Below are 25,043 nucleotides of genomic sequence, written 5' to 3' on the forward strand. Positions count from 1 at the left end.
CGCCGATACCCCCCGCCCGGAGGGCCGCGCGTCCGGCGGCTCCTACACTCGCCGGTATGCACTCCGAACCCGCGGTCCAGATCGCCGGGCTGGTCAAACGCTACGGCGACAAGCTCGCGGTGGACGGCCTCGACCTCACCATCCCGGCCGGCGCGATCACCGCCGTCCTCGGCCCCAACGGCGCCGGCAAGACCACCACCATCGAGACCTGCGAGGGCTACCGCCGCCCCGACGCCGGCACCGTCCGCGTCCTCGGCCTCGACCCGGTCGCCCAGAGCGCCGCGCTGCGGCCGAGGATCGGCGTCATGCTGCAGTCCGGCGGCGTGTACGCGGGCGCGCGCGCCGTCGAGATGCTGCGGCACACCGCCAGGCTGCACGCCCGTCCGCTGGACGTCGACGCCCTGGTCGAGCGCCTCGGCCTCGGCTCCTGCGGCCGCACCACCTACCGGCGGCTGTCCGGTGGCCAGCAGCAGCGGCTCGCCCTGGCGATGGCGGTGGTCGGCCGTCCCGAGCTGGTCTTCCTGGACGAACCCACCGCGGGCCTCGACCCACAGGCCCGCCGGGCCACCTGGGAGCTGGTGCGCGACCTGCGCCGGGACGGCGTCACCGTGGTCGTCACCACCCACCACATGGACGAGGCCGAACAGCTCGCCGACCGGGTCGCCATCGTCGACCGCGGCAGGGTGATCGCCCACGGCACCACCGAGGAGCTGTGCCGCGGCGGCGCCGAGGGCGCGCTGCGTTTCGACGGCCCGCCCGGCCTCGACCTCGGCCCGCTGCTCAAGGAGCTGCCCGAGGGTGCCACCACCGCCGAGACCGCCCCGGGCAGCTACCTCGTCGAGGCTCCCGTCGACCCGAAGCTGGTGGCCGCCGTCACCGGCTGGTGCGCGGCCTCCGGCATCCTGCCCGAACGGCTGTCCGTCCAGCGCCGCAGCCTGGAGGACGTCTTCCTCGACCTGACCGGACGGGAGCTGCGCTCGTGAGCGAACGAAGTGAGGGGACCCCGAGCGTGAGCGCCGTGTCCACCGACTACTCCCCCAGTCCCGGCGCGGCGCCCGTCGGCCGGATGCTGCTCGCCCAGACCGCGTTCGAGACCCGGATGCTGCTGCGCAACGGCGAGCAGCTGCTGCTCACCGTGGTCATCCCGACGGTGCTGCTGGTGCTGTTCTCCGCCGTGGACATCGTCGCGGTCGAGGGCCCCGGCAAGCGGGTCGACTTCCTGGCCCCCGGCCTGCTCGCACTGGCCGTGATGTCCACCGCCTTCACCGGCCAGGCCATCGCCACCGGGTTCGAGCGCCGCTACGGCGTGCTGAAGCGGCTCGGCGCCAGCCCGCTGCCGCGCTGGGCACTGCTGACCGCCAAGACCGGCTGCGTCCTGGTGACGGAGGCGCTGCAGGTCGCGCTGCTGTCGGTGATCGCGCTGGCCCTCGGCTGGTCCCCGCAGGGCAACCCGCTGACCGTGGCCGCGCTGCTGGTCCTCGGCACCGCCGCCTTCTCCGGGCTCGGCCTGCTGATGGCCGGCACCCTGAAGGCCGAGGCCACCCTGGCCGGCGCCAACCTGGTGTTCATCCTGCTGCTGCTCGCCGGTGGGGTGATCGTGCCGCTGAGCAGGTTCCCCTCCGCCGTGCAGTCGGTGCTGGAACTGCTGCCGATCTCCGCGCTCTCGGACGGCCTGCGGTCGGTGCTCCAGGCCGGCGCCGGGATGCCGTGGGCGGACCTCGGCATCCTGGCCGGCTGGTCGGTGCTCGGCCTGGCCGCGGCCGCCCGCTTCTTCCGCTGGGAGTAGCCCGCGGGAGCAACGCGCAACGCCCCCCGGCCGTCCGCGGCCGGGGGGCGTCGGGGTCATCGGCCGGCGTCAGCTCTCGCTGCCGCCACGGCGCTTGCGGGCGAGCAGGACGAGCGCACCGCCGACCAGCAGCACGCCGCCACCGGCCGCCGCGATCATCGGGGTCGCGTCGCTGCTACCGGTCTGGGCGAGCGCCGGCGCGCTGGTGGTGGGCGCCGGGGCGGGGGTCTTGCTCGGGGTGGGGGTGGCCGACGGGGTCGGGGTGGCCGGGGGCGTGACCGGCGGGGTCGTGGTCACGGTCGGCGTCGGGGTCGGGGTCGGGGTCGGCGTCGGCGTCTTGGTGGGGGTGGGAGTCGGGGTCGGAGTCGGCGTCGGCGTGTGGCACGGCTCGATGGTCTTGGTCTCGTTGATGTTCCAGCCCTTCTCGTTCGGGTTCTCCGTGGTGGTGACCACCAGGTTCGCCTTGATCGGGGCATCGTGGTCCTTCACCGGGAAGGTGCCGTGGTACTCCTTGGGGAAGATCTTGCCGTCCAGGACCTTCTCGCCGTCGATGGTGAGGCTGACGGTGTTCCTCACGGTCTCGTTGCCGCTGTAGTTGATCAGGTCGATCGTGACCTTGTCGCAGGTCACCGACCAACTCGGCACGTGCGCCGAGGCGTTGGTGGCCAGCGCCAGGGGCAGGAGAAAACCGGCCGCAGCCGTTCCGGCGAGTGCCGTCGCGCCGATCGCGAAGTGCCGCTGCTGTCGTGCCATTACTTTGTTCCCCTCCGAACGGTCCTGTGCAGCAGGCGTGTTGAGTGGTTCGCGGTGGCCCGCTACGACTGTCCGGGGGACTCTACCGGCACTCCCGCACCCCGCCACACCCCGCCGTACGACCGGATATCGACTGTCCGTCCGTCTTCCGATGTGCATGACCAGCCCATCACAGCCGCCACCTCGCGGAACGCGGATTCGGCAATCCCGGATGGACTTCGTCACCTTCAAGACAGAACGGAGCCCTCGGTGATCGGGTTCAATCACCGAGGGCTCCGATGCAGTCAGCCGACGAACCTCCGGGCCGTTCCGGCCTTCCGGCCTTCCGGCCGTTCGAACGCCGCGGCCCGGCCCGGCCGGTTCAGGCCTTCCTGGCCGCCTTGCGCCGGGCGGCCACCACGATCGCGCCACCGGCCGCGAGCACGACCGCACCGCCGATCGCCAGCGGCAGCACCGGGCCGGAGCCGGTGTGCGCCAGGTTGCCGCCCGCGTCCGGCTGGGCGGACGGGCCGCCCGAGGCCACCGGAGCAGTCGTCGAACCACCCACCGACGGACTGGCCGAGCCGCTCGCGCTGGGCTTGCCGCTCGTCGGGGCGGACGGGCTGCCCGAGGGGCTCGCCGAACCGCTCGGGGAGGTCGACGCGCTCGGCGTGACCGACGGCGATCCGCTCGGCACGGTCGGCGGCACCGTCGGCGTGCCGGACGGCGTCGGGACGGTGCCCGGCAGGCAGCCGGTGAAGGGGTAGTGGTGCGTCTCCGCACCGCCCTTGCCGGTCAGCGAGGCGGCGATCACCGAGCCGTTGACCGGGCCGCCGCTGCCGAGGTCGAACGCGGCGTTCGGCGCGAGCACGGTGCCGGCCCAGGCGGCCTGGCTGTTCTTGACCACCTTGGTGGCGGTCGGGAAGTTCCAGAGCAGCTTGGCCCGGATCGCACCGCCCGCGGCGCTCTGGAGCTTGTCGTCCAGCACGAAGGTCTTCTTGCCCTCGTCCCACAGGTGGAAGCCGGTGGTCCCGGCCGCCGCCATGTCGTACGAGCCGCCGGTCACGTTGATGACGGTGACCGAGCCGGCCGGCACCTTGACGAAGACGTCCTTGGCGCCCTGGAGCTTCGCGGCGTCGACGGTGAAGTTGTTGTACTTCGCGTCCCCGCCGGTGAGGGTCAGCTTGGCACCCTCGGCCTGGACGGTGGCGCCGGCGGTCTGCGGCACGGCGGCCAACGAGGTGGCGGCGGCGCGCAGCTTGGCGAACTCGGCCTTGAAGTCGATCGGCGAGGGGCCCTGGGCGATGCTGCCGGCGTGGGCCTGGACCACCGCGCCGTCGGCCTTGGAGCCGAAGACGCCGTTGCCCTTCATCACCTGGGTGTTGTGGCCGGTGATCTTGCCGGCCACGACCAGGGCGTTCTTGCCGGGCAGGGCGTCGACCTGGGCCGCGGTGAGCTCCTGGCCGACCGAGAAGCCGCCGGTGAAGTCGGCGTTGCCGCCGACCGCGACCGCGCCCTCGGCGTCGGGGGTGTGGGTGTCGTCGCCCTCGATGAACTCGCCGTAGAGGTTGGCGACCCCGAGGCTGCGGCACTCCTGGGCGTGGTCGGCGGCGTGGGCGGCCGGGGCGACCAGGCCGGCCAGTGCGAGAGAGCCACCGACGGCGAGCGCGGCGGCGGAAGTGGATATGCGCATGTGCAGGATCTCCGCTTACGTGCGGGATGGGGTGGGAGAGGCCCGAAAAGGTATGGACCAAGCCGCACTCTTTCCGCCGAACAGGCGATTGGTCAAGACCAATCCGCCCCTTGCCCGGACCACCCCGTTTTGTCCGCGTGTCGCCCCTGCGCGTGTCGCGGGCCGCCGGCACCGCAGCATCCCGTCGCGCCGCCCGCACCGTCGCGCCGCACCACCCGCGCCCCGCCCAAAGATCGCCTGTAAGGCCGCCTACGATTGACCCGTGCCTAACCCCTTCTCCCTGCTCGCCGAGCGCTGGCAGCCATCCGCCGAGATGGTCCGGCGCGCCACGTTCGCCGCGCTGGTGATGAGCGTGGTGATCGTCGTCACCGGCGGCGCCGTCCGGCTCACCGCCTCCGGCCTCGGCTGTACGACCTGGCCCCGTTGCACCGACGAGAGTCTGACGCCCACCGCCGAGATGGGCTTCCACGGCGTCGTCGAGTTCACCAACCGAATGCTCACCTACGTGTTGAGCGCCGCCGTCGGCTGGGCGATCCTGGCCGCCCGCTGCCACCGGCCCTGGCGGCACAGCATGACCAAGCTCGGCTGGGCGCAGTTCTGGCTGGTGATGAGCAACGCCGTGCTCGGCGGCATCACCGTGCTGACCGGCCTCAACCCGTACACCGTGGCGCTGCACATGATCGCCGCGATGGCCCTGGTCTGGGTCGCGCTGCTGATGTGGGAGCGGTCCAAGGAGGGCGACGGCCCGGCCAGGCTCTCGGTGGCCCGACCGATCCACCAGCTCTCGTACGTCCTGGTCACCGTGATCGGCCTGCTCGTCGCGGCCGGCACCCTGGTGACCGGCGCCGGCCACCACCCCGGCACACCCAAGGACAACAAGATCGTCCCGCGCATCCCGATCGACTACGACCGCCTCGCGCAGTTCCACGCCGACTTCGCGTTCGTCTCGGTCGGCCTGGCCATCGCGGTGATCTTCGTCTTCGCCGCCGTCAAGGCCCCCCAGCCGGCCAGGGCCCGCGCCAAGGAACTGCTCGCCGTCCTCCTCCTCCAGGGCGTACTCGGCTTCATCCAGTACTTCACGGATGCCCCCGAGCTCATGGTCGGCCTGCACATGCTGCTCGCCGCCCTCACCTGGATCGCCGCGCTGCGCGTCCCGCTCGCCCTGCGCACCCGCGAGGCCGTAGAGACCCCGGTCGACGCTCCGGCCCCACGGACGCCCGAGACCGCCACCGCCTGAGCAACAAGCCAGGTACGTCGAAGGCCCCCATCCACGATGGGGGCCTTCGACGTACCTGGCGCAGGTCTTCGTTATCCGAGCGACACTTGGGCGAACGACTGCCACTCGTACATCCGCTCGTCACGACCGAGGACGATCAGCTCGGCGGACGTAACGCGGGCGGTCGCCGGGTAGGACGCGACTTCCGCCAAGGCATCGGTGGCGGGCTGAACGGGGCCAATGGAGTTGGAGTAGGCGACGGAAACGTGTGGGCGGAACCCGTCGGCCACTTCGGGGACCTGCGTCCAGACGTCGGCGATGGCGGTGCGGATGGCCGAACGGACCGCGTGGACCGCGTCGGCGGGAGCAACGGTGAGCAGCAGCGCTTCGGGGGTCACGATCGCGGGACCGAGAGCAAGGTCGAAGGCGGGGACCTTCGCCAGGTGACGGCCGGCAGCGTCGCCGATGGCGCGGGCGTCGTTCTCGTCCACCTCGTCCACGAAGCCGAGGCCTTGCATAGTGAGGTGGAGCCAGCGGTCCGGGACCAGGTCGAGGCCGGTCACGTCCGCCAAGGCATGACGGTAGTCGGCAGCAAGCCGGTGGAGGTCGTCGGCGCCGTCGAAGGTGAGGTGCCAGGTATAGAAACGGCGACCTTCAGCCCAGCCCGGCCGCCACCACCAGTGATCTGCCATCCGTTCGGGAGTGTCACTCATGGTCGTTGATCCAAGCACTGGTTGCGATCCCCGGGGAGAGGGCGCGCGTGGCTTCGCGGACGGCGGTCTCGACCGCGTCCTGAAGGCGCAGGCCAGCGGCACTGTCTCCCATGGGGGAGGCGGCCGTGTCGCGTGCGAGGTCGCGCAGTCGCCGGCGGACGGGGGCAGTGCGGTGTTCGGTCGGCAGGGCGAGGACAGGGGCGATGGCGTCAAGGACGCCCTCCGGGTCGCGGGCGAGCAGGTGAGCACCGGCGCGGGTGATGTGCAATTGGGCCTCGGTGCCGTAGGCGCGCACGCGCTGCTGCTGAAGTGCGGCGAGTCCTCGCTCGGCGTGAGCGAGGGCGTTGCTTGCGGATCCGGTGCGGAGGTGGACCGCCGCGCTGTAGTTCGCATGACGTCCGGGCTGGCAGCTGAAGAGCCCGCCCACCTGGTCGTGGAGCGTGCTGGAGCGATCGAGGGAGGCGGCGTCCTCGGCCTGACCGATTGCCATCAATGCCTGGGCACGGGCGCCCGCTTCGGCCCAGGCGTCGGCGAGCTGGCACTGGAGGAGAACGGCGACGGTCCCGTGGGCCTGGTACGCAGCACCGCGCTGGGCATGCTGGATGGCCTGACGGAACTGCCCGTCCCAGAACGCGAGTTTGCTGCGGGTGGAACAGATCCAGGCGTACAGGGCCGGATCGTCGGCGTTGTCGGCGCACAACAGAGCGGCGCGCGCGTGGGTCTCTGCCTGTGCGCGGTGCCCGAGGTCGCTGGTCATCCAGGCGAGCATCGCGAAGAGGTAGCCGGCGGTGGTGAACAATTCCCGGCGCTGCTGCGGGCGTTGGTGTCCATAGAGCAGGTCCCAGACGCGATTGAGCTGGAGCTTGGTCTGCTGGAAGACCCGTAGCGGGTCGTCAGCCATCAGATACGCAGCGGCGAGGTACTGGGTGTCGGCGGTGAATTGTTCGAGTGCGACGGGTCCGCAGTTGGTGACCTCCGCCCATTGAGCCCACTGTGCGGTTTCCTGGGCGGCGACCTGGACGAGGTCGGCGCCGGTGAGTGGGACTGTCGGCTCCCTCGACGACGCCGAGGGAGCCGACGGTGTGGCCTGGCGGACTGTGACGGTGTCCGTAGGTGTGGGCTCGGCTCGGTGGCCCAGGATTCGCAGGTCGGATTCGGGAAGGAACTGGCAACACCGTCCCGAATGGTTCCTGTCGATTGATCCGCTCGACGCAGACCTCGCCATCGAATGGCCGCCCGAGCCCGCCTCCGTCGTCGTGGGCAACAGCCTGAGCCTCGCAGAGGCCCTCAACCGCAAGCTGCTGCCCTCCTGCACCGGCTGAACCTCCACCACACCTCACCCAGATCGGTGGCTCCCATGGAGAACATCCTCATCACCGGCGGCGCCGGCTTCATCGGATCGCACTTCGCCCGCCGCCTCATCGACGCCGACCACGTCGCCAAGGTGACCATCCTGGACGCCCTCACCTACGCCGGCAACCTCGGCAACCTCGACGGCATCACCGACTCCAAGAAGTTCACCTTCGTCCAGGGCAGCATCCTCAACCGCACCCTGGTCGACGCCCTGATGGAGACCCACGACGCCGTGGTCCACTTCGCCGCCGAGTCCCACGTCGACCGCTCCCTCACCGACGCCGGGAACTTCGTCTCCACCAACGTGCTCGGCACCCAGACGCTCCTCGACTCCGCCCGCCGCATCGGCGTCCGCAAGTTCGTCCACATCTCCACCGACGAGGTGTACGGCTCCCTGCCGACCGGCACGGCCTTCGAGTCCGACCCGCTGAACCCCACCGTGCCGTACTCGGCGTCGAAGGCCGCCTCGGACATGATCGCCCTGGCCTACCACTCCAGCTACGGCGTGCCGGTGTGCGTGACCCGCTCCTCCAACAACTACGGGCCCCGCCAGTACCCGGAGAAGCTGATCCCGCTGTTCGTCACCAGGCTGCTGGCCGGCGAGAAGGTCACCGTCCACGGCAACGGGGAGCACGTCCGCAACTGGCTCCACGTCACCGACAACTGCGCCGGAGTGGAGCTGGTCCTCCGCAAGGGCATCCCCGGACAGGCCTACAACATCGGCGGTGGCACCGACCTGACCACCATCGAGCTGACCGGCATGCTCCTGCGCGAGACCGGTGCCACCTGGAACCAGGTCACCTACGTGCCCGACCGGGCCGCCAACGACATCCGGTACTCAATGGACTGGGGCAAGCTCGCCCAGCTCGGCTACCAGCCCCGGCAGGACCTGGTGGCCGGCATCGCCGAGACCGTCGACTGGTACCGCCGTAACCCGGACTGGTGGGAGACCGCCGCCACAGCGCGGGCCGCCGCGTGAAGGGCCGGAACGTGGAGACCCCCAGCACGGAGGAGCCCCGTCGCATCCTGGTGACCGGCGTCGGCGGAGCCCCCGGCCTCGACCTGGCGCTCACCCTCCTCAAGCTTGGCCACGAGGTCATCGGCACGGACTCCAATCCCCTCGCGCCTGGCCTGCTTGCCCCCGGCATCACCGCTCGCACCATCGCCCGCGCCGACAGCCCGCTGTACGCCGCTGACCTGATGGAGCTGGTGCACGACCTCAAACCGGACGCCCTGATGTGCTGCGTGGAGAACGAGCTGCCGCAGCTGGTCCACCTGCGCGGGCACCTGGAGCGCGCCGGCGTGCGGACCTGGCTGCCGGACATGGCCGCCGTCACCACCGCGGGCGACAAGTGGGAGTTCCACCAGGCGATGTTCGCCGCGAGGGTGCCCACCCCGAAGACGTGGCTGCCCGACCAGATCGACCAGATCCCCGAGGACACCGAGCTGGTCGTCAAGCCGCGCCGAGGCCAGGGCGCCAAGAACGTGCACTTCTGCCGCACCCGCGAGCACGCCCGCGTGCTGTGCGAACTGGTGCCCTCCCCGATCGTCCAGCAGCGCGTCACGGGAACCGAGTTCACCGCCGACTGCCTGACGGACCGGGGCGGCCGCACCTCCGCGATCCTGCGCCGACGCCTGATGGTCCAGGCCGGGATGTCGATGGTCGCCGTCACCATCGACGACCCGGAGGCCACCAAGCGGGCCACCGAGGCGATCCGGGCGATCCGGGCCGTCGGCCCGGTGGACGTCCAGGGCTTCCTCACCGAAGGCGCCGACCCGCGCGTGGTCATCACCGAGATCAACGCCCGGTTCGCCGCCGGGTTCCTCCTCTCCGAGGAAGCCGGAGCCGACCTGGTCCGCCAGGCCGTGAACGGTCTCTTCCAGCAGCCCGTCGACCACCGGCGGCTCACCTACCGCAGCGGCACCTTCCTCACCAAGTACGTCGCCGTGATGTCCACCGAGCCCCGTGCCGTCCCCGGCACGCCCTGACGAAGGAGCACCCAGCCTTGACCCCGACCACCACGCGCCCCCCGGGCGTCGAACGCAACGCCGCCCCGCTCCTGCACGGCACCGAAGCCGCCGCGCTGGCCGCCGTCCTGCCCGGCGGCCAGTGGGGCCACGGCCCGGCCACCGACCAGTTCGAGGCCGGCGTCGCCGACCTCCTCGGCGTCACCGACACCGTCGCCGTGAACTCCGGCACCACGGCACTCCACCTCGCTCTGCGGTCGATCGGCATCGGCCCCGGCGACGACGTCGTCCTCCCCTCCCTCACCTTCTGCGCCAGCGTCCAGGCCATCACCTGGACCGGCGCCGCACCCCGCTTCGCCGAGATCGACCCCCGCACGCTGGCCGTCACCCCGGACACCGTGCTGGAAGCCCTCACCCCGAACACCCGGGCTGTCATGCCCGTGCTGTACGGCGGCCGGGCCGTGAACCTCACCCCGATCCGCGACCACCTGGCCGGCCGGGGCATCCAGATCATCGAAGACGCCGCCCACGCCTTCGGCTCCCGCTACCCGGACGGAACCATGGTCGGCGCCGACCCCGCCGTGCTGACCTGCTTCTCGCACGACCCGATCAAGAACCTCACCACCGGCCAGGGCGGCACGATCGTCCCCCGCACCCGCGAGGAAGCCGACACCCTGCGCAGCCTGCGCCTGTTCGGCATCGTCCAGTCCAAGGACGCCCGAGCCCGCCTGACCTCCTACGAGATCCAGGGCCCCGGGATGCGCTTCGACATGTCCCAGCTGAACGCCGCCATCGGCCTCGCCCAGCTGAAGAACTTCCCGCAGACCGCCGCCGTGCGCCAGCACCTGTGGCGCACCTACCAGGCCGAACTGACTGGCCTGGACGGCGCCCACCTGGTCGACGTGGACGTGGCGAACACCGTGCCGTTCAACTGCGTGGTGCTCCTCGACCGTCACCGGGACGACGCTTTCCACCACCTGCGGGAGCAGGGCATCGGCGTCGCCGTGCACTACCCGCCCAACCACACCCAGGCCGCGTTCTCGGCCTGGCACGGGGACCTGCCGGTCACCGAAAAGGTCGCCGGCCGGATCCTCGGCCTGCCGTTCCACCCTGCCATGACCCACGACAGCGTCCGCTACACGGTCGCCGCGCTCGCCGACGCGATCAAGGCCACCGCGTGACCGACATCAAGGAGCCGAAGATGAACGCGACGTTCCGCCACCCGAAGCGCCACCGCATCCTGGTGGTCTGCCTGGGCAACCACAACCGCTCGCCGCTCGCCGCCGCGGTCCTCGCCCACGTCGGCGGGGAGAAGGTCGAGGCGCCTGGATCGCCTTGTCGCCTTGGCCGGTCAGCACCTCCGGGCGTACCGGATTGCCGGTCACCACGGCCGTGACACGGGCCGACTCGGGCAGGAACTGGAGCGTCGACTCGGAGGAGACCGCGACCCGCGTCGCCATCCGGGCCAGGGCCCGGTTGCCCAGACCGAGCCGGACGGTCTGCTCATGGACCACCAACGGCCGGTGGCACATCCGGGCGGCCATCCCGACCGGCACCGCGACGTAGCCACCCGTGCCGAGCACCACGTCCGGGCCTAACTCGGCGACCGCAGAGCGGGCCTGCGCGACGCCCAAGGGAACGCGGCCCATGTCCTTGACGTTGGCGGGCGACACCAACTTGAGCGGGTTGGCACTGCGCCGGATCTTCCCGGTGGCGACGGTCCTGAACGGGATGTTCTCGGCGGCGGTCACCTTGGCCTCAAGGCCAGTGGCAGTGCCGATCCACAGCACGTCCAGGGCACCGCCCGCCGCAGCCAGCCGTGAGCGCAGGGCGCGGATCGCAGTGAGGGCCGGGTAGGTATGGCCGCCAGTCCCGCCGCCCGTGACGATCAGCCGCAGAGGCCGGCCAAGACGAGCTACGAGAGCACTGACGTCACGGTTCACGCCTGGAACATACCAGCCTCCAGAGGCCATTCCAGACGGCGAAGGCCCGGGCTCCCGTGCGGGGGGACCGGGCCGTCGCCGTATGCGGAACCAGGGCCTCAGCCGCCGAGCTGAAGGCCGGCCATCCGCTTCCACTCGTACTCGCCGGTCTTCACCTTGAGGCCCAGCTCGCCCTCGAAGTCCTCGTGCAGGGTCAGCCCGGCCAGCTCGGCGGCCCGGCGGCCGACGGCGTAGCTCGGGGCCACCTGGTCACCCCAGGCGCCGTCCGCGCCGACCACGACGATCCGGGTGGCCACGGATCCGACGTACTCGACGACCGCGTCGGCGTTGCCGCCGTGCTGCTGGGCGAAGCTGGTCAGGTGCTTGGCGATGCGCTTGGCGCGGCGCTCGGTACGGGCGTCCGGCGCGGCGGTTGCGGTCTCTGCGCTGCTCATGCCCGCATGCTACCCACCGGTAGACGCCCTGGCGACGGGAGCACCCTGTGCACCGGGCCACATAGTCAATTCCTCCTGGGCCTGAAGCCCTGGGTTGCTCGCCGGAACATACTGAAGACGTGACCTTCAAAGGCTGGCCGGCCGAGGCGCTGGACTTCTACGAGCACCTCGAAGCCGACAACTCGAAGACCTTCTGGCAGGCCCACAAGGACCAGTACGACGACGCCGTACGCGCCCCGATGGAGCAGTTGCTCGCCGACCTGGAGCCGGAGTTCGGGCCGGGGAAGATCTTCCGCCCCAACCGCGACGTCCGCTTCAGCGCCGACAAGTCCCCGTACAAGACGCACATCGGCGCCCACCTGGAGTCCGGCGGCTACATCCAGCTCTCCGCCGACGGCCTGTCCTGCGGCAACGGGATGTACCGGCTCGCCCCCGACCAGCTGGAGCGCTACCGCTCCGCCGTCGCCGAGGACGTCAGCGGCGCCGAGCTGGAACGGGTGATCGCCCGGGTGGAACAGGAGGGCCCGCAGGTGGCCGGCCGGGACTCCCTCACGTCGGCCCCGCGCGGCTACCCCAAGGACCACCCCAGGATCGGACTGCTGCGCCACAAGGGCCTGGTGGCCTGGCAGGAATGGGAGCCGGCCGGGTGGCTGGGCACCCGCGCCGCCTACACCCGGATCACCGGGTTCCTGCACGCCTCCCAGCCGCTGCGGGACTGGCTGGACGGCCACGTCGGCCCGTCCGAACTCCCCTCCCGCTAGCGGAAACGCGAAGAGCCCCGGTCCACCAGGACCGGGGCTCTTCGCCGTCGAACAAGCCCTACTTCACGAACGGGTCGATCGCGCAGACCACCATCAGCAGCGACAGGTAGGTGATCGACCAGTGGAACAGCCGCATCTCCTTGAGCTTCGCGCCCACGACCCCGGCCTTGGCCCGCGCGTACAGCGCGTGCGCCTCGCGCAGCCAGGCCGCGCCCAGCAACACCGCGGCGACCGGGTACAGCCAGCTCATGTGCCCCAGCGGCCAGAGCGCCAGGGAGACCGCCACCATCACCCAGGAGTAGACGACGACCTGCTTGCCGACCGCCACGTTGCCCTTGATCACCGGCAGCATCGGCACACCGGCCCGCTCGTAGTCGTCGCGGACCTTCATCGACAGCACCCAGGTGTGCGGCGGCGTCCAGAAGAACACCACCAGGAACAGCATCACCGCGGCCCAGGACACCGAGTTGGTCACCGAGGACCAGCCGACCAGCACCGGCATGCAGCCGGCGATGCCGCCCCAGACGATGTTCTGCGAGGTGCGCCGCTTGAGCCCCAGCGTGTAGACGAACACGTAGAACAGCAGCGCGCCCAGCGCCAGCCAGGCGGACAGCCAGTTGACCCCGAAGCCCAGCAGCAGGGTCGAGACGACCGCCAGCACGATGCCGAAGACCAGCGCCTCGCGCGGCGACACCATCCCGGTGACGATCGGTCGCCGCTCGGTGCGCGACATCACCGCGTCGATGTCCCGGTCGATGTACATGTTGAGGGCGTTGGCGCCGCCCGCCGAGAGGTAGCCGCCGACGACGACCTTCAGCACCAGCAGCATGTCCGGCACGCCCTGCTGGGCCAGGAACATCACCGGCACGGTGCTCATCAGCAACAGCTCGATGATCCGCGGCTTGGTCAGTGCGACGAACGCGCCGACACGGGCCCCGAACGGCCGGTGTGCAGGAGTCGCCCCGGTGACCCCGGCGGGACGGGTTTCGACGGCGGTCACTAACACCCCAACTGAAGATGAATCTTCGCAGGCGTCCACGGGAACGAAGGGTCCCGAATAGTCCGCTCTGCGCGTACCACGACACCATAGACGTTCCATATATCGCATCCGGCCCCGGGGTCCCCCGGCGAGGCGGAACGCACACCCCCGGGTGAACCGCCCGGTGGGGCCCTCGGACGCCTCCGGCGGGGTCCGTTCGCCCGTCCTGACCACCGGAGCTGCGCGCGGCCCCGAATCAGGAGAGTCTGGGACAAATCACCCAGGCCGCCCTTGTGGGAATCACCCTGCGGAATTGCCGGTTGTCTCAGCACGGAGGGTGAGGCGCGGCCCGGACGGTAGGCTCGCACGCAGAAGCGGGATCTACCCTCCGTGACCGGCACCACCCAGCGTCGGGACCACAGCGCCGTGGCCGACCCGGTCCCCAATTCACGGGGTCACTCTTCACAACGGAAGGAGCCCTGAGACAGGGTGAGCACTGCGCCGACGAACGCATTCGAGTGGACCGATCTGGATGAGCGCACGGTTGACACTGCGCGCGTCCTGGCCATGGACGCCGTCCAGAAGGTCGGCAACGGACACCCCGGGACGGCCATGTCGCTGGCCCCGGCCGCATACCTGATCTTCCAGCGGTTCCTGCGCCACGACCCGACCGACCCGTCCTGGGTCGGGCGCGACCGATTCGTCCTCTCCCCCGGGCACACCAGCCTGACCCTCTACACCCAGCTCTACTTCTCCGGCTACGGCCTGGAGCTGGACGACCTCAAGGCCTTCCGCGTCGCCGGCAGCCGCACGCCCGGCCACCCCGAGCACGGCCACACCGCCGGCGTGGAGACCACCACCGGTCCGCTCGGCCAGGGCATCGCCAACGCGGTCGGCATGGCGATGGCCACCCGCTACGAGCGCGGCCTGTTCGACCCGGAGGCCCCGGCCGGCGAGTCCCCCTTCGACCACACCATCTGGGCCATCGTCTCCGACGGCGACCTGGAGGAGGGCATCTCCGCCGAGGCCTCGTCGCTGGCCGGCCACCAGAAGCTGGGCAACCTGGTCGCCCTCTACGACGACAACCACATCTCCATCGAGGGCGACACCGAGACCGCCTTCTCCGAGGACGTCCTCAAGCGCTACGAGGCGTACGGCTGGCACGTCCAGCGGGTGACCCCGAAGTCCAACGGCGACATCGACGTGGCCGCCCTCGCCGAGGCGCTGGCCGCGGCCAAGGCCGAGACCTCCCGCCCGTCGATCATCGCGATGCGCACCATCATCGCCTGGCCGGCCCCGGACGCCCAGAACACCGCCAAGGCGCACGGCTCCGCGCTCGGCACCGCCGAGATCGCCGCCACCAAGAAGGTCCTGGGCTTCGACCCGGAGAAGACCTTCGAGGTCAGCGACCAGGTCATCGAGCACGCCCGCCAGGTCATCAAGCGCGGCAAGGCCGCCCGCGACCAGTGGCAGCAGTCCTTCGACGCCTGGCGCGCCGCCAACCCGCACCGCGCCGCCGAGTTCGACCGCATCGAGGCCGGCGAGCTGCCCGAGGGCTGGAAGAAGGCCGTCCCCACCTTCCCGGCCGGCAAGGACGTCGCCACCCGCAAGGCCTCCGGCGACACCCTCAAGGCGATCGGCGCGGTGATCCCGGAGCTGTGGGGCGGCTCGGCCGACCTCGCCGAGTCCAACCTCACCACCATCGACGAGGACAGCTCCTTCCTCCCCGAGGGCAACCCGCTGAAGTCCGCCGGCCCGTACGGCCGGACGATCCACTTCGGCATCCGCGAGCACGCCATGGGCTCGACCATGAACGGCATCGCCCTACACGGGAAGACCCGTGTCTACGGCGGCACCTTCCTGGTCTTCGCCGACTACATGCGCCCGGCCGTCCGCCTGGCCGCGCTGATGAAGCTGCCGGTCACCTACGTCTGGACGCACGACTCGATCGGCCTCGGCGAGGACGGCCCGACGCACCAGCCGGTCGAGCACCTGGCCTCGCTGCGCGCCATCCCGGGCCTGTCCATGGTCCGCCCGGCCGACGCCAACGAGACCGCCGTCGCCTGGCGCACCATCATCGAGCGCCAGACCAGCCACCCCGGCCCGGTCGGCCTGGCCCTGACCCGCCAGGGCGTCCCGACCTTCGACCGCGAGGTCTTCGGCTCCGCCGAGGGCACCGCGAAGGGCGGCTACATCCTGGCCGAGGCCTCCACCGGTGACCCGCAGCTGATCCTGCTCGGCACCGGCTCCGAGGTCCAGCTGGCCGTCAAGGCCCGCGAGGCGCTGGAGGCCGAGGGCATCGCCACCCGCGTGGTCTCGGTGCCGTCCTTCGAGTGGTTCCAGGAGCAGGACCAGGCCTACCGCGACAGCGTGCTGCCGCCGTCGGTCAAGGCCCGGGTCTCGGTCGAGGCCGGCATCGCCCAGGGCTGGCGCGAGCTGGTCGGCGACCACGGCCGGATCGTCTCGCTGGAGCACTTCGGCGCCTCCGCCGACTACAAGGTGCTCTTCGAGGAGTTCGGCATCACCGCCGAGCGCGTGGTGGCCGAGGCCCACAACGCCCTGCGCTCCCTCGAGGCCGTCAACCGCTAGCGCCACCCGGCCGGGGCCGCCGACCGCACATCGGCGCCCCGGCCCCTCTGACTACCCCACGAAGCAGAAGAACAAGGGACTGAAGCACCATGACTGACGCACTGAAGCGCCTCAGCGACGAAGGCGTTGCGATCTGGCTGGACGACCTCAGCCGCAAGCGGCTGAACTCCGGCAACCTGGCCGAACTGGTGCAGAACAAGCACGTGGTGGGCGTCACCACCAACCCGACCATCTTCCAGAAGGCCATCGCCGGCGCCGGCGACGACTCCTACGACGGCCAGCTGCGCGACCTCGCCGTCCGCAAGGTCACCACCGACGAGGCGATCCGCATGATCACCACCTCGGACGTGCGCGACGCGGCCGACGTGCTGCGCCCGGTCTACGACGCCTCCAACGGCCGCGACGGCCGGGTCTCCATCGAGGTCGACCCGCGTCTGGCCCACGAGACCGCCACCACCGTGGCCGAGGCCAAGCAGCTGTGGTGGCTGGTCGACCGCCCGAACGTCTTCATCAAGATCCCCGCCACCAAGGCCGGCCTGCCCGCGATCAGCGAGGTCATCGGCAAGGGCATCAGCGTCAACGTCACGCTGATCTTCTCGCTGGAGCGCTACAAGGCCGTCATCGACGCCTACCTGACCGGCCTGGAGGCCGCCAAGGCCAAGGGCCTTGACCTCTCCCAGATCGAGTCGGTCGCCTCCTTCTTCGTCTCCCGCGTGGACACCGAGATCGACAAGCGCCTGGACAAGATCGGCGGCGACGCCAAGGACCTGCGCTCCAAGGCCGCGCTGGCCAACGCCCGCCTCGCCTACCAGGCGTACGAGGAGGTCTTCGGCAGCGTCGACGGCAAGACCGCCGGCAACGCCCGCTGGGCCGCCCTGGAGGCCGCCGGCGCCAAGCCGCAGCGCCCGCTGTGGGCCTCCACCGGCGTCAAGGACCCGGCCCTGCCGGACACCCTGTACGTCACCGAGCTGGTCGCCCCCGGCACCGTGAACACGATGCCCGAGGCCACCCTGGACGCCACCGCCGACCACGGCCGGGTCACCGGCAACACCATCGTCCCCAACTACGCCGACGCCAAGGCCGTGCTGGACGCGATCGCCGCCGCCGGCGTGGACTACGACGACGTCGTCCAGCTCCTGGAGGACGAGGGCGTCGAGAAGTTCGAGCAGTCCTGGAAGGAGCTGCTCGACACCGTCACCGCCTCGCTCGCCTCCTTCGCCGACGAGAAGTGACCCCTGCTCACAGCCAGTGCACGAAAGCGGAGCCCATCAAGTGAGCACTGATTTCCCCGAGTTGACTCCAGAATCGGACGCGGGCGATCTCCCGCCCTCCCCTGCCAACCCGCTTCGCGACCCCTCCGACCGACGGCTCCCGCGCATCGCGGGGCCGTCCGGCCTGGTCATCTTCGGGGTCACCGGCGACCTGTCCCGCAAGAAGCTGATGCCGGCCATCTACGACCTGGCCAACCGCGGTCTGCTTCCGCCGGGCTTCTCCCTCGTCGGCTTCGCCCGCCGTGAGTGGGACGACGAGGACTTCGCCAAGGAGGTCCACGACGCCGTCCGGGACCACGCCCGCACCCCGTTCCGGGAGGAGGTCTGGCAGCAGCTCGCCAAGGGCATGCGGTTCGTCCACGGAACGTTCGACGACGACGAGGCCTTCGACAAGCTGCGCGAGACCATCGAGGAGCTGGACAAGGCCCAGGGCACGAGCGGCAACTTCGCCTTCTACCTGTCCGTCCCGCCGAAGTTCTTCCCGACCGTCGTCCAGCAGCTCAAGAAGCACGGCCTGGCCGACCCGCCCCAGGGCTCCTGGCGCCGCGCGGTCATCGAGAAGCCCTTCGGCCACGACCTGGAGAGCGCGCAGGAGCTCAACAAGGTCGTCCACGAGGTCTTCCCCCGGGACGAGGTCTTCCGGATCGACCACTACCTGGGCAAGGAGACGGTCCAGAACATCCTGGCGCTGCGCTTCGCCAACCAGATGTTCGAGCCGATCTGGAACCGGTCGTACGTCGACCACGTGCAGATCACCATGGCCGAGGACATCGGCATCGGCGGCCGGGCCGGCTACTACGACGGCATCGGCTCCGCCCGTGACGTGATCCAGAACCACCTGCTCCAGCTGATGGCGCTCACCGCCATCGAGGAGCCCGCCTCCTTCCACCCGAAGGCGCTGGTGGCCGAGAAGCTCAAGGTGCTCAGCGCCGTCAAGCTCCCGGCCGACCTCGGCCGGCACACCGTGCGCGGCCAGTACGCCTCCGGTTGGCAGGGCGGCGAGGAGGTCCTCGGGTACCTGGACGAGGACGGGATCGACCCCGACTCCAAGACCGACACCTACGCGGCCATCAAGCTGGAGATCAACAACCGCCGCTGGGCGGGCGTCCCGTTCTACCTGCGCACCGGCAAGCGTCTGGGCCGCCGGGTCACCGAGATCGCGGTCGTCTTCCAGCGCGCCCCGTACCTGCCCTTCGACTCCTACGCGACCGAGGAGCTGGGGCAGAACGCCCTGGTCATCCGGGTCCAGCCGGACGAGGGCGTGACGGTGCGGTTCGGCTCCAAGGTGCCGGGCACCTCCTTCGAGGTCCGGGACGTCACGATGGACTTCGCCTACGGCGAGTCCTTCACCGAGTCGAGCCCGGAGGCGTACGAGCGGCTCATCCTCGACGTGCTGCTCGGTGACGCCAACCTGTTCCCGCGCCACCAGGAGGTCGAGCTCTCCTGGCAGATCCTCGACCCGATCGAGAAGTACTGGGACGCCCACGGCAAGCCCGCCCAGTACGCGGCGGGGACCTGGGGCCCCGTCGAGGCGGACGAGATGCTCGCACGAGACGGCAGGAGCTGGCGCCGGCCATGAAGATCGACCTCACCAAAACGACGTCCAGCAAGATCAACGCCGCGCTGATGGAGGCGCGCCGGGCCAGCGGCTCCACCGCCGCCGGCATGGTGCTCACCCTGGTGATCGTGACCGACGAGGGCAGCGCCTACGACGCCCTCAAGGCCGCCAACGACGCCTCCCGTGAGCACCCGATGCGTACCCTCGCGGTCATCAAGCGCGCCGGGCGCTCGCCCCGGGCCCGCGCCGAGACCCGGCTGGACGCCGAGATCCTGGTCGGCTCGGACGCCGGCTCCGGCGAAACGGCCGTCCTGCGGATGCACGGCGAACTCGCCGCGCACGCCCAGTCGGTGGTCCTTCCGCTGCTGCTGCCGGACGCCCCGACCGTCGTCTGGTGGCCGGACAACGCGCCGCTGCACCCGGCACAGGACCCGCTGGGCTCGCTCGCCCAGCGCCGGATCACCGACGCCGTCACCGCCGAGTCCCCGGTCGGCCAGCTCGCCCAGCGCTCGCAGAGCTACGCCCCGGGCGACACCGACCTGGCCTGGACCCGGATCACCGGCTGGCGCTCGATGCTGGCCGCCGCACTGGACCAGCGGCCGTCCACCATCGTCTCCGCGGTGGTCGAGGGCGAGTCCTACAACCCCAGCGTCGAGCTGCTCGGCCTCTGGCTGACCAACCGGCTGCAGGTGCCGGTCGAGCGGGTCGTCACCGGCGGCCCCGGCATCACCGCGGTGCACCTGCGCACCAAGGACGGGGACATCACCCTGGACCGCCCGGACGGCCTGATGGGCACGCTGTCCATGCCCGGCTCGCCGGACCGCCAGGTGGCGCTCAAGCGGCGCGAGACCTCGGAGCTGATCGCCGAGGAACTGCGTCGCCTGGACCCGGACGACATCTACGCGACGGCCGTGCGCACGCCCGTCGACCAGCTGCACGAGCCGGCCAACGCCGAGACCGCGGCGGCCGAGAAGGTCGCCCGGGAGGTCGCCGAGGAGGCCGTCGAGGAGGCCGCCGAGGCCGCCGTGGCCAACCCCGAGCGGGTGACCGCCGAATCGTCGGAGAAGAAGCCCGCCAGGAAGGCCGCCGGCAAGCGCACCACCAAGGAAGGCGCATGACCAACGCGACCCCGCAGCTGGTCGTCCACCGGGACAAGGAGCTGATGGCCCAGGCGGCCGCGGCCCGGCTGATCACCCGGATCGTGGACGCCCAGGCCGCCCGCGGCAGTGCCTCGGTGGTGCTCACCGGCGGTCGCAACGGCAACGCCCTGCTCGCCGCGATCGCCGCCTCCCCGGCGCGCGACGCGGTCGACTGGGGCCGGCTGGACCTCTGGTGGGGCGACGAGCGCTTCCTGCCCGCCGCCGACCCGGACCGCAACGCGGTCCAGGCCCGCGCCGAGCTGCTGGACGCCGTCCCGCTCGACCCGGCGCGGGTGCACGAGATGCCCGCCTCGGACGGGGTGGACGGCTCGGACGTGGAGGCAGCCGCCGCCCGCTACGCGCAGGAACTGGCGAAGGCCGCCGGGCCGGGCGACCGGCTCGGCGTCCCCGCCTTCGACGTGCTGCTGCTCGGCGTCGGCCCGGACACCCACATCGCCTCGCTCTTCCCCGAGCACCCTGGCGTGCGGGAGACCGAGCTGACCGTGATCGGCGTGCGCGGGGCCCCCAAGCCCCCGCCGACCCGGATCTCGCTCACCCTCCCGGCGATCCGGGAGGCCCGCGAGGTCTGGCTGCTGGCCGCCGGCGAGGACAAGGCGGGCGCGGTCGCGCTGGCCCTGTCCGGCCCCGGCGAGATCCAGGCGCCCGCCTCCGGCGCGTACGGCCGCAGCCGCACCCTGATGCTGCTGGACCGCGCCGCCGCGGAGCGGATCCCGCCGCAGCTCTACCCGCCGGCCTCCGCGTAAGCGGCCCCGGCAACGCCGAAGGGCGCCACCGTCACTCGACGGTGGCGCCCTTCGTGCCGTTCTGCTCAGATCTCGCCGCGGAGCTTCGCCAGCGCCTCGGCCAGGATCGCCTCGCCGTCGGCGTCGGTGCGCCGCTCGCGGACGTAGGCGAGGTGGGTCTTGTACGGCTCGTTGCGCGAGGGCGCCGGCGGGTTGTGCTGGTCCTGCCCGGCCGGGAAGCCGCAACGCGGGCAGTCCCACGTCTCCGGGATCGCCGCCTCGGCGGCGAAGCTGGGACGGGTCTCGTGCTTGTTCGCGCACCAGAAGGAGATCCGGTTGCGCGGGGCGGACTCGCCGCGCTCCGCCTCGCCCATCGGGCCGGCCCCGACCCTGCTGCCACGGATGGCATTGCCACTTGCCACGGTCTGACTCCCTGCGTACTGGTGCGCCGACCCGCCGCGGTGCGCGTCGGTGGCGAAAGTCGTCCTAGTGTAAGCAGGAGCTAAGCATCCGCCACCATCGCCTCCGCACCCGACCGTCCCAGGATAGGCGTTCGGGCGACGGGGCGTCAGGGATACGTCAGCTCTGGTACTTCAGCACCAGGCCGAGGACCACGATGCACGCGAACCAGCCCAGGCCGACCACGATCGTGATGCGGTCCAGGTTGCGCTCGGCCACCGCCGAGCCGCCGCCGGTGGACATCGCGCCACCGCCGAACATGTCGGACAGGCCGCCGCCCTTCCCCTTGTGCAGCAGCACCAGCAGGATCATCAGCAGACTGAAGATGATCAGGGCAATCGAGAACCCGAGAACCACGACGGGACCAACTCTCTCGTATCTTCGGCGAAGGGGCCGGGCCGCTTACGGCGGTCCGGCCCCAAAGCCTACGTTGCTGCGGCGGCGTTAGCCTACTGCCTGCTCACGGTAGCGCACGATCTTGACGAACTCGTCGGCGTCCAGCGAGGCACCGCCGACCAGGCCGCCGTCGATGTCCGGCTTGGCCATCAGACCGGCCGCGCTCGACGACTTCACCGAACCGCCGTACAGCACCCGGACCTTGCCGGCCAGCTCGGCGTCGTACAGCTCGGCGATCCGCGCGCGGATGGCGGCGCAGACCTCCTGGGCGTCCTCCGGGGTGGCCACCTCGCCGGTGCCGATCGCCCAGACCGGCTCGTAGGCGATCACGATCGACTCGGCCTGGTGGGCCGGGACGTCGGCCAGGCCGCCGTCCAGCTGGGCCAGGGTGTACTCGACGTGGGTGCCGGCCTTGCGGATCTCCAGCGGCTCGCCGACGCACAGGATCGGGGTGATCCCGGCGCGGTAGGCGGCCTTCACCTTGGCGTTGACGATCTCCTCGTTCTCGCCGTGGTACTGGCGGCGCTCGGAGTGGCCGATCACCGCGTAGGTGCACTTGAGCTTGGCCAGCATCGGGCCGGAGATCTCACCGGTGTAGGCCCCGCCGTCGTGCTGCGAGATGTCCTGCGAGCCGTACTTGATCTTCAGCTTGTCGCCGTCGACCAGGGTCTGCACCGAGCGCAGGTCGGTGAACGGCACCAGGACGGCGACCTCGACGGCCGCGTAGTCCTTGTCGGCCAGCGCGAAGGCCAGCTTCTGGGTGTGCTGGATGGCCTCAAGGTGGTTGAGGTTCATCTTCCAGTTGCCCGCCATCAGCGGGAGACGGTCGGTCATGTGCTTTCAGTCCTCCAGAGCGGCGAGACCGGGGAGGGTCTTGCCCTCCAGGTACTCGAGGCTGGCGCCGCCGCCGGTCGAGATGTGTCCGAAGGCGTTCTCGTCGAAGCCCAGGATGCGGACGGCCGCGGCGGAGTCGCCGCCGCCGACCACGGTGAACGCGTTGCTGTCGAGCAGGGCCTGGGCGACGGCCTTGGTGCCGTTCGCGTAGTCCGGGTGCTCGAAGACGCCCATCGGGCCGTTCCAGAACACCGTGCCCGCGTCGGCCAGCTTGGCCGCGTACAGCTCACGGGTCTTCGGGCCGATGTCCAGGCCCTCCTGGTCGGCCGGGATGGCGTCCGCGGCGACGGTCGAGGGGTTCGCCGGAGCCTTGGTCTTGAGGTCCGGGAAGTCGGCGGAGACCAGGACGTCCACCGGCAGCACGAACTCGACGCCGCGCTGCTCGGCCTCGGCCAGGTAGCCGAGCACGGTCGGGATCTGGTCCTCCTGCAGCAGCGAGATGCCGACCTCGTGGCCCTTGGCCTTGAGGAAGGTGTACGCCATGCCGCCGCCGATCAGGATCCGGTCGGCCTTCTTCAGCAGGTTGTCGATCACGCCGAGCTTGTCGGAGACCTTGGCACCGCCGAGCACCACCACGTACGGGCGGGCGACGTCCTCGGTGAGCCTCTTCAGCACGCCGACCTCGGTGGCGATCAGGTCGCCCGCAGCGTGCGGCAGCAGGGCCGGCAGGTCGAAGACCGACGCGTGCTTGCGGTGCACGGCGCCGAAGCCGTCGCCCACGTACAGGTCGGCCAGCGCGGCCAGCTGCTCGGCGAAGGCCTTGCGCTCGGCGTCGTCCTTGCTGGTCTCGCCGGCGTTGAAGCGCAGGTTCTCCAGCAGCGCGACCTCGCCGTCGCCCAGCCCGGCCACGACGGCCTCGGCACTGTCGCCGACGGTGTCGGTGGCGAAGGCGACGGCCCGGCCGAGGATCTCGCCGAGGCGCTCGGCCGCCGGGGCGAGCGAGAACTTCGGGTCCGGCGCGCCCTTGGGACGGCCGAGGTGCGAGGCCACGACGACCTTCGCGCCGGCCGCGGCCAGCTTGGCGATGGTCGGCGCGACGGCGCGGATCCGGCCGTCGTCGGTGATCGTGACGCCGTCCAGCGGCACGTTCAGGTCGGCGCGTACGAAGACGCGCTTGCCTTCGACACCGGCTTCGATGAGCTCTTCGATGGTCTTCACGGGGATTCGGTTTCTCCTGGGGAGATGGTTGATGCGCAGTGAGGCGGCACGGCGCAGGGGCCGCCTGAGAAGTCCTTGAGCGCGGAACGAGGGCCCGGTCGGCACCGTACGCCGACCGGGCCCTCGCCCCTACATCACGTCAGCTCCCGCAAGGTCAGAGCTGCCCGCCGACGAGGGCGGTCAGGTTGACGAGGCGGTTCGAGTAGCCCCACTCGTTGTCGTACCAGCCGAGCACCTTGACCTGGTTGCCCTGGACCATGGTGAGGCTGGAGTCGAAGATGCAGGAGGCCGGGTCGTTGACGATGTCCGAGGAGACGATCGGGTCCTCGGTGTAGGCCAGGATGCCCTTGAGCGGGCCCTCCTGGGCGGCCTTCTGGAAGGCCGCGTTGACCTCGTCCTTGGTGACCTCGCGCTCCAGGGTGACGACCAGGTCCGTGATGGAACCGGTCGGGACCGGGACGCGCAGCGAGGTGCCGTCCAGCTTGCCCTTCAGCTCCGGCAGGACCAGGGCGGTCGCCTTGGCGGCACCGGTCGAGGTCGGGATGATGTTCTGCGACGCGGCGCGGGCGCGGCGCAGGTCCTTGTGCGGGAAGTCCAGGGTCACCTGGTCGTTGGTGAACGCGTGGACGGTGGTCATCAGACCCTTGACGATGCCGAAGCTCTCGTGCAGCACCTTGGCCATCGGCGCCACGCAGTTGGTGGTGCAGGAGGCGTTGGAGATGATGTCGTGCTTGGCGGCGTCGTACTTGTCGTCGTTGACGCCCAGCACGATGGTGACGTCCTCGTCACTGGCGGGCGCCGAGATGATGACCTTCTTCGCGCCGGCGGTGAGGTGCTTCTTCGCGGCCTCGGCCTTGGTGAAGATGCCGGTGGACTCGACGACGATGTCGGCGCCCAGGGCGGCCCACGGGAGGTTCGCGGGGTCACGCTCGGCGGTCACCTTGAAGGTGTGGCCGTCGACGGTGATGCTGTCCTCGGTGTGCGAGACCTCGCCCGGGAAGGTGCCCAGGGTGGTGTCGTACTTGAGCAGGTGAGCCAGGGTCTTCGTGTCGGTGAGGTCGTTGACACCGACGATCTCGATGTCCGCGCCCTGAGCCTTGACCGCGCGGAAGAAGTTGCGGCCGATGCGGCCGAAGCCGTTGATGCCTACCCGGATCGTCACGAACCGATCTCCTCGTTAGGTACGCCGGGGCAGGGCCCCGACGGGGGTGAGATTTGGGAAGTCCCCGACCGCCTATGACCCTACCCCTCCCGGGCC

At 70.8% G+C, this 25,043-nt stretch carries 23 protein-coding genes and 1 pseudogene; 12 read left to right on the forward strand and 12 right to left on the reverse strand.

Annotated features, from left to right (window positions below; genetic code table 11):
• Window positions 1–56: 56 nt before the first annotated feature.
• Both ACIRRH_RS12850 and ACIRRH_RS12855 read left to right on the forward strand, forming a co-directional pair.
• A complete protein-coding gene (locus ACIRRH_RS12850) occupies window positions 57–983 on the forward strand; it encodes an ABC transporter ATP-binding protein (protein WP_403065936.1) in 927 nt (308 codons plus the stop codon).
• Window positions 984–1,066: 83 nt separating this feature from the next.
• A complete protein-coding gene (locus tag ACIRRH_RS12855) occupies window positions 1,067–1,786 on the forward strand; it encodes an ABC transporter permease (RefSeq protein ID WP_403066265.1) in 720 nt (239 codons plus the stop codon).
• 69 nt (window positions 1,787–1,855) lie between these two features.
• Here the strand turns inward: ACIRRH_RS12855 and ACIRRH_RS12860 are convergent, their stop codons facing one another.
• Both ACIRRH_RS12860 and ACIRRH_RS12865 read right to left on the reverse strand, forming a co-directional pair.
• Window positions 1,856–2,539 carry an LAETG motif-containing sortase-dependent surface protein gene (locus ACIRRH_RS12860; protein WP_403065939.1) on the reverse strand — a complete coding sequence of 228 codons (684 nt, stop codon included), beginning with the start codon at window positions 2,537–2,539 and terminating at the stop codon, window positions 1,856–1,858.
• Window positions 2,540–2,900: 361 nt separating this feature from the next.
• Entirely contained in the window at window positions 2,901–4,211 is a 1,311-nt protein-coding gene (locus ACIRRH_RS12865) for a choice-of-anchor A family protein (protein WP_403065942.1), read from the reverse strand.
• A 313-nt stretch (window positions 4,212–4,524) separates the two neighbouring features.
• Between ACIRRH_RS12865 and ACIRRH_RS12870 the strand changes: the two genes are divergently transcribed.
• The gene (locus ACIRRH_RS12870) at window positions 4,525–5,448 is read left to right on the forward strand and encodes a heme A synthase (protein WP_403066267.1); all 924 of its coding nucleotides are present in this window, start codon (window positions 4,525–4,527) and stop codon (window positions 5,446–5,448) included.
• A 71-nt stretch (window positions 5,449–5,519) separates the two neighbouring features.
• Here the strand turns inward: ACIRRH_RS12870 and ACIRRH_RS12875 are convergent, their stop codons facing one another.
• Complete coding sequence (locus ACIRRH_RS12875; protein WP_403065944.1) at window positions 5,520–6,140, reverse strand: 2'-5' RNA ligase family protein; 621 nt, start codon at window positions 6,138–6,140, stop codon at window positions 5,520–5,522.
• On the reverse strand, window positions 6,133–7,404 hold the full coding sequence (locus tag ACIRRH_RS12880; protein ID WP_403065947.1) for an XRE family transcriptional regulator: 1,272 nt from the start codon (window positions 7,402–7,404) through the stop codon (window positions 6,133–6,135). The genes ACIRRH_RS12875 and ACIRRH_RS12880 overlap by 8 nt, the downstream gene beginning before the upstream one ends.
• Before the next feature lie 93 nt (window positions 7,405–7,497).
• Between ACIRRH_RS12880 and rfbB the strand changes: the two genes are divergently transcribed.
• The 3 genes from rfbB to ACIRRH_RS12895 are packed head-to-tail and all read left to right on the forward strand — an operon-like array spanning window position 7,498 to window position 10,642.
• Complete coding sequence (gene rfbB / locus ACIRRH_RS12885; protein ID WP_403065950.1) at window positions 7,498–8,472, forward strand: dTDP-glucose 4,6-dehydratase; 975 nt, start codon at window positions 7,498–7,500, stop codon at window positions 8,470–8,472.
• Between the two features lie 11 nt (window positions 8,473–8,483).
• Window positions 8,484–9,482 (forward strand): ATP-grasp domain-containing protein, encoded by a 999-nt coding sequence (locus tag ACIRRH_RS12890; protein ID WP_403065953.1) that lies wholly within the window; start codon window positions 8,484–8,486, stop codon window positions 9,480–9,482.
• 17 nt (window positions 9,483–9,499) lie between these two features.
• Window positions 9,500–10,642, forward strand: a complete 1,143-nt coding sequence (locus ACIRRH_RS12895) for a DegT/DnrJ/EryC1/StrS family aminotransferase (RefSeq protein WP_403065956.1) — start codon at window positions 9,500–9,502, stop codon at window positions 10,640–10,642.
• A 141-nt stretch (window positions 10,643–10,783) separates the two neighbouring features.
• Here the strand turns inward: ACIRRH_RS12895 and ACIRRH_RS12900 are convergent.
• Window positions 10,784–11,359: pseudogene (locus ACIRRH_RS12900) on the reverse strand (UDP-N-acetylglucosamine--N-acetylmuramyl-(pentapeptide) pyrophosphoryl-undecaprenol N-acetylglucosamine transferase); the annotation flags it as partial.
• 143 nt (window positions 11,360–11,502) lie between these two features.
• Window positions 11,503–11,838, reverse strand: coding sequence for a hypothetical protein (locus ACIRRH_RS12905; RefSeq protein ID WP_403065959.1), 336 nt, complete (start codon window positions 11,836–11,838; stop codon window positions 11,503–11,505).
• A gap of 119 nt (window positions 11,839–11,957) precedes the next feature.
• Between ACIRRH_RS12905 and ACIRRH_RS12910 the strand changes: the two genes are divergently transcribed.
• Entirely contained in the window at window positions 11,958–12,599 is a 642-nt protein-coding gene (locus ACIRRH_RS12910) for a DUF2461 domain-containing protein (protein WP_403065962.1), read from the forward strand.
• Window positions 12,600–12,657: 58 nt separating this feature from the next.
• On the opposite strand, the gene ACIRRH_RS12915 is transcribed toward ACIRRH_RS12910, so the two are convergent.
• Entirely contained in the window at window positions 12,658–13,605 is a 948-nt protein-coding gene (locus tag ACIRRH_RS12915; protein ID WP_403065965.1) for a heme o synthase, read from the reverse strand.
• Between the two features lie 462 nt (window positions 13,606–14,067).
• Here ACIRRH_RS12915 and tkt point away from each other — a divergent pair, with 462 nt between their 5' ends.
• The 5 genes from tkt to pgl all read left to right on the forward strand — a co-directional run bounded on the left by tkt (window position 14,068) and on the right by pgl (window position 20,899).
• Window positions 14,068–16,167, forward strand: coding sequence for a transketolase (gene tkt, locus ACIRRH_RS12920; protein WP_403065968.1), 2,100 nt, complete (start codon window positions 14,068–14,070; stop codon window positions 16,165–16,167).
• An 89-nt stretch (window positions 16,168–16,256) separates the two neighbouring features.
• Complete coding sequence (gene tal / locus ACIRRH_RS12925; protein ID WP_403065971.1) at window positions 16,257–17,399, forward strand: transaldolase; 1,143 nt, start codon at window positions 16,257–16,259, stop codon at window positions 17,397–17,399.
• Window positions 17,400–17,460: 61 nt separating this feature from the next.
• On the forward strand, window positions 17,461–19,017 hold the full coding sequence (zwf, locus tag ACIRRH_RS12930) for a glucose-6-phosphate dehydrogenase (RefSeq protein ID WP_403066269.1): 1,557 nt from the start codon (window positions 17,461–17,463) through the stop codon (window positions 19,015–19,017).
• The gene (gene opcA, locus ACIRRH_RS12935; RefSeq protein ID WP_403065974.1) at window positions 19,014–20,114 is read left to right on the forward strand and encodes a glucose-6-phosphate dehydrogenase assembly protein OpcA; all 1,101 of its coding nucleotides are present in this window, start codon (window positions 19,014–19,016) and stop codon (window positions 20,112–20,114) included. The genes zwf and opcA overlap by 4 nt, the downstream gene beginning before the upstream one ends.
• Window positions 20,111–20,899: a 6-phosphogluconolactonase gene (pgl, locus tag ACIRRH_RS12940; RefSeq protein WP_403065977.1), complete on the forward strand. Its 789-nt coding sequence runs from the start codon at window positions 20,111–20,113 to the stop codon at window positions 20,897–20,899. The genes opcA and pgl overlap by 4 nt, the downstream gene beginning before the upstream one ends.
• 65 nt (window positions 20,900–20,964) lie before the next feature.
• Here pgl and ACIRRH_RS12945 read toward each other — a convergent pair whose 3' ends face one another.
• The 5 genes from ACIRRH_RS12945 to gap form a co-directional block, all read right to left on the reverse strand.
• Window positions 20,965–21,252 (reverse strand): RNA polymerase-binding protein RbpA, encoded by a 288-nt coding sequence (locus tag ACIRRH_RS12945; RefSeq protein WP_223245297.1) that lies wholly within the window; start codon window positions 21,250–21,252, stop codon window positions 20,965–20,967.
• Window positions 21,253–21,457: 205 nt separating this feature from the next.
• Window positions 21,458–21,694, reverse strand: a complete 237-nt coding sequence (secG, locus tag ACIRRH_RS12950) for a preprotein translocase subunit SecG (protein WP_403065980.1) — start codon at window positions 21,692–21,694, stop codon at window positions 21,458–21,460.
• 87 nt (window positions 21,695–21,781) lie between these two features.
• Window positions 21,782–22,567 (reverse strand): triose-phosphate isomerase, encoded by a 786-nt coding sequence (tpiA, locus tag ACIRRH_RS12955; RefSeq protein WP_403065983.1) that lies wholly within the window; start codon window positions 22,565–22,567, stop codon window positions 21,782–21,784.
• A 6-nt stretch (window positions 22,568–22,573) separates the two neighbouring features.
• On the reverse strand, window positions 22,574–23,785 hold the full coding sequence (locus ACIRRH_RS12960; RefSeq protein WP_224275310.1) for a phosphoglycerate kinase: 1,212 nt from the start codon (window positions 23,783–23,785) through the stop codon (window positions 22,574–22,576).
• Between the two features lie 154 nt (window positions 23,786–23,939).
• Entirely contained in the window at window positions 23,940–24,947 is a 1,008-nt protein-coding gene (gene gap, locus ACIRRH_RS12965; protein WP_403065986.1) for a type I glyceraldehyde-3-phosphate dehydrogenase, read from the reverse strand.
• Window positions 24,948–25,043: the final 96 nt, after the last annotated feature.

The sequence above is a fragment of the Kitasatospora sp. NPDC101235 genome, from assembly GCF_044767505.1.
Classification (GTDB): domain Bacteria; phylum Actinomycetota; class Actinomycetes; order Streptomycetales; family Streptomycetaceae; genus Kitasatospora.

Excerpts from the sequence above, each read along its gene's own strand:
- ACIRRH_RS12850 (WP_403065936.1), top strand. The coding sequence starts at position 57 with ATGCACTCCGAACCCGCGGTCCAGATCGCCGGGCTGGTCAAACGCTAC.
- ACIRRH_RS12855 (WP_403066265.1), top strand. The coding sequence starts at position 1,067 with ATGCTGCTCGCCCAGACCGCGTTCGAGACCCGGATGCTGCTGCGCAAC.
- ACIRRH_RS12860 (WP_403065939.1), bottom strand. The coding sequence starts at position 2,539 with ATGGCACGACAGCAGCGGCACTTCGCGATCGGCGCGACGGCACTCGCC.
- ACIRRH_RS12865 (WP_403065942.1), bottom strand. The coding sequence starts at position 4,211 with ATGCGCATATCCACTTCCGCCGCCGCGCTCGCCGTCGGTGGCTCTCTC.
- ACIRRH_RS12870 (WP_403066267.1), top strand. The coding sequence starts at position 4,525 with ATGGTCCGGCGCGCCACGTTCGCCGCGCTGGTGATGAGCGTGGTGATC.
- ACIRRH_RS12875 (WP_403065944.1), bottom strand. The coding sequence starts at position 6,140 with ATGAGTGACACTCCCGAACGGATGGCAGATCACTGGTGGTGGCGGCCG.
- rfbB (WP_403065950.1), top strand. The coding sequence starts at position 7,498 with ATGGAGAACATCCTCATCACCGGCGGCGCCGGCTTCATCGGATCGCAC.
- ACIRRH_RS12905 (WP_403065959.1), bottom strand. The coding sequence starts at position 11,838 with ATGAGCAGCGCAGAGACCGCAACCGCCGCGCCGGACGCCCGTACCGAG.
- tal (WP_403065971.1), top strand. The coding sequence starts at position 16,257 with ATGACTGACGCACTGAAGCGCCTCAGCGACGAAGGCGTTGCGATCTGG.
- opcA (WP_403065974.1), top strand. The coding sequence starts at position 19,014 with ATGAAGATCGACCTCACCAAAACGACGTCCAGCAAGATCAACGCCGCG.
- pgl (WP_403065977.1), top strand. The coding sequence starts at position 20,111 with ATGACCAACGCGACCCCGCAGCTGGTCGTCCACCGGGACAAGGAGCTG.
- ACIRRH_RS12945 (WP_223245297.1), bottom strand. The coding sequence starts at position 21,252 with ATGGGCGAGGCGGAGCGCGGCGAGTCCGCCCCGCGCAACCGGATCTCC.
- tpiA (WP_403065983.1), bottom strand. The coding sequence starts at position 22,567 with ATGACCGACCGTCTCCCGCTGATGGCGGGCAACTGGAAGATGAACCTC.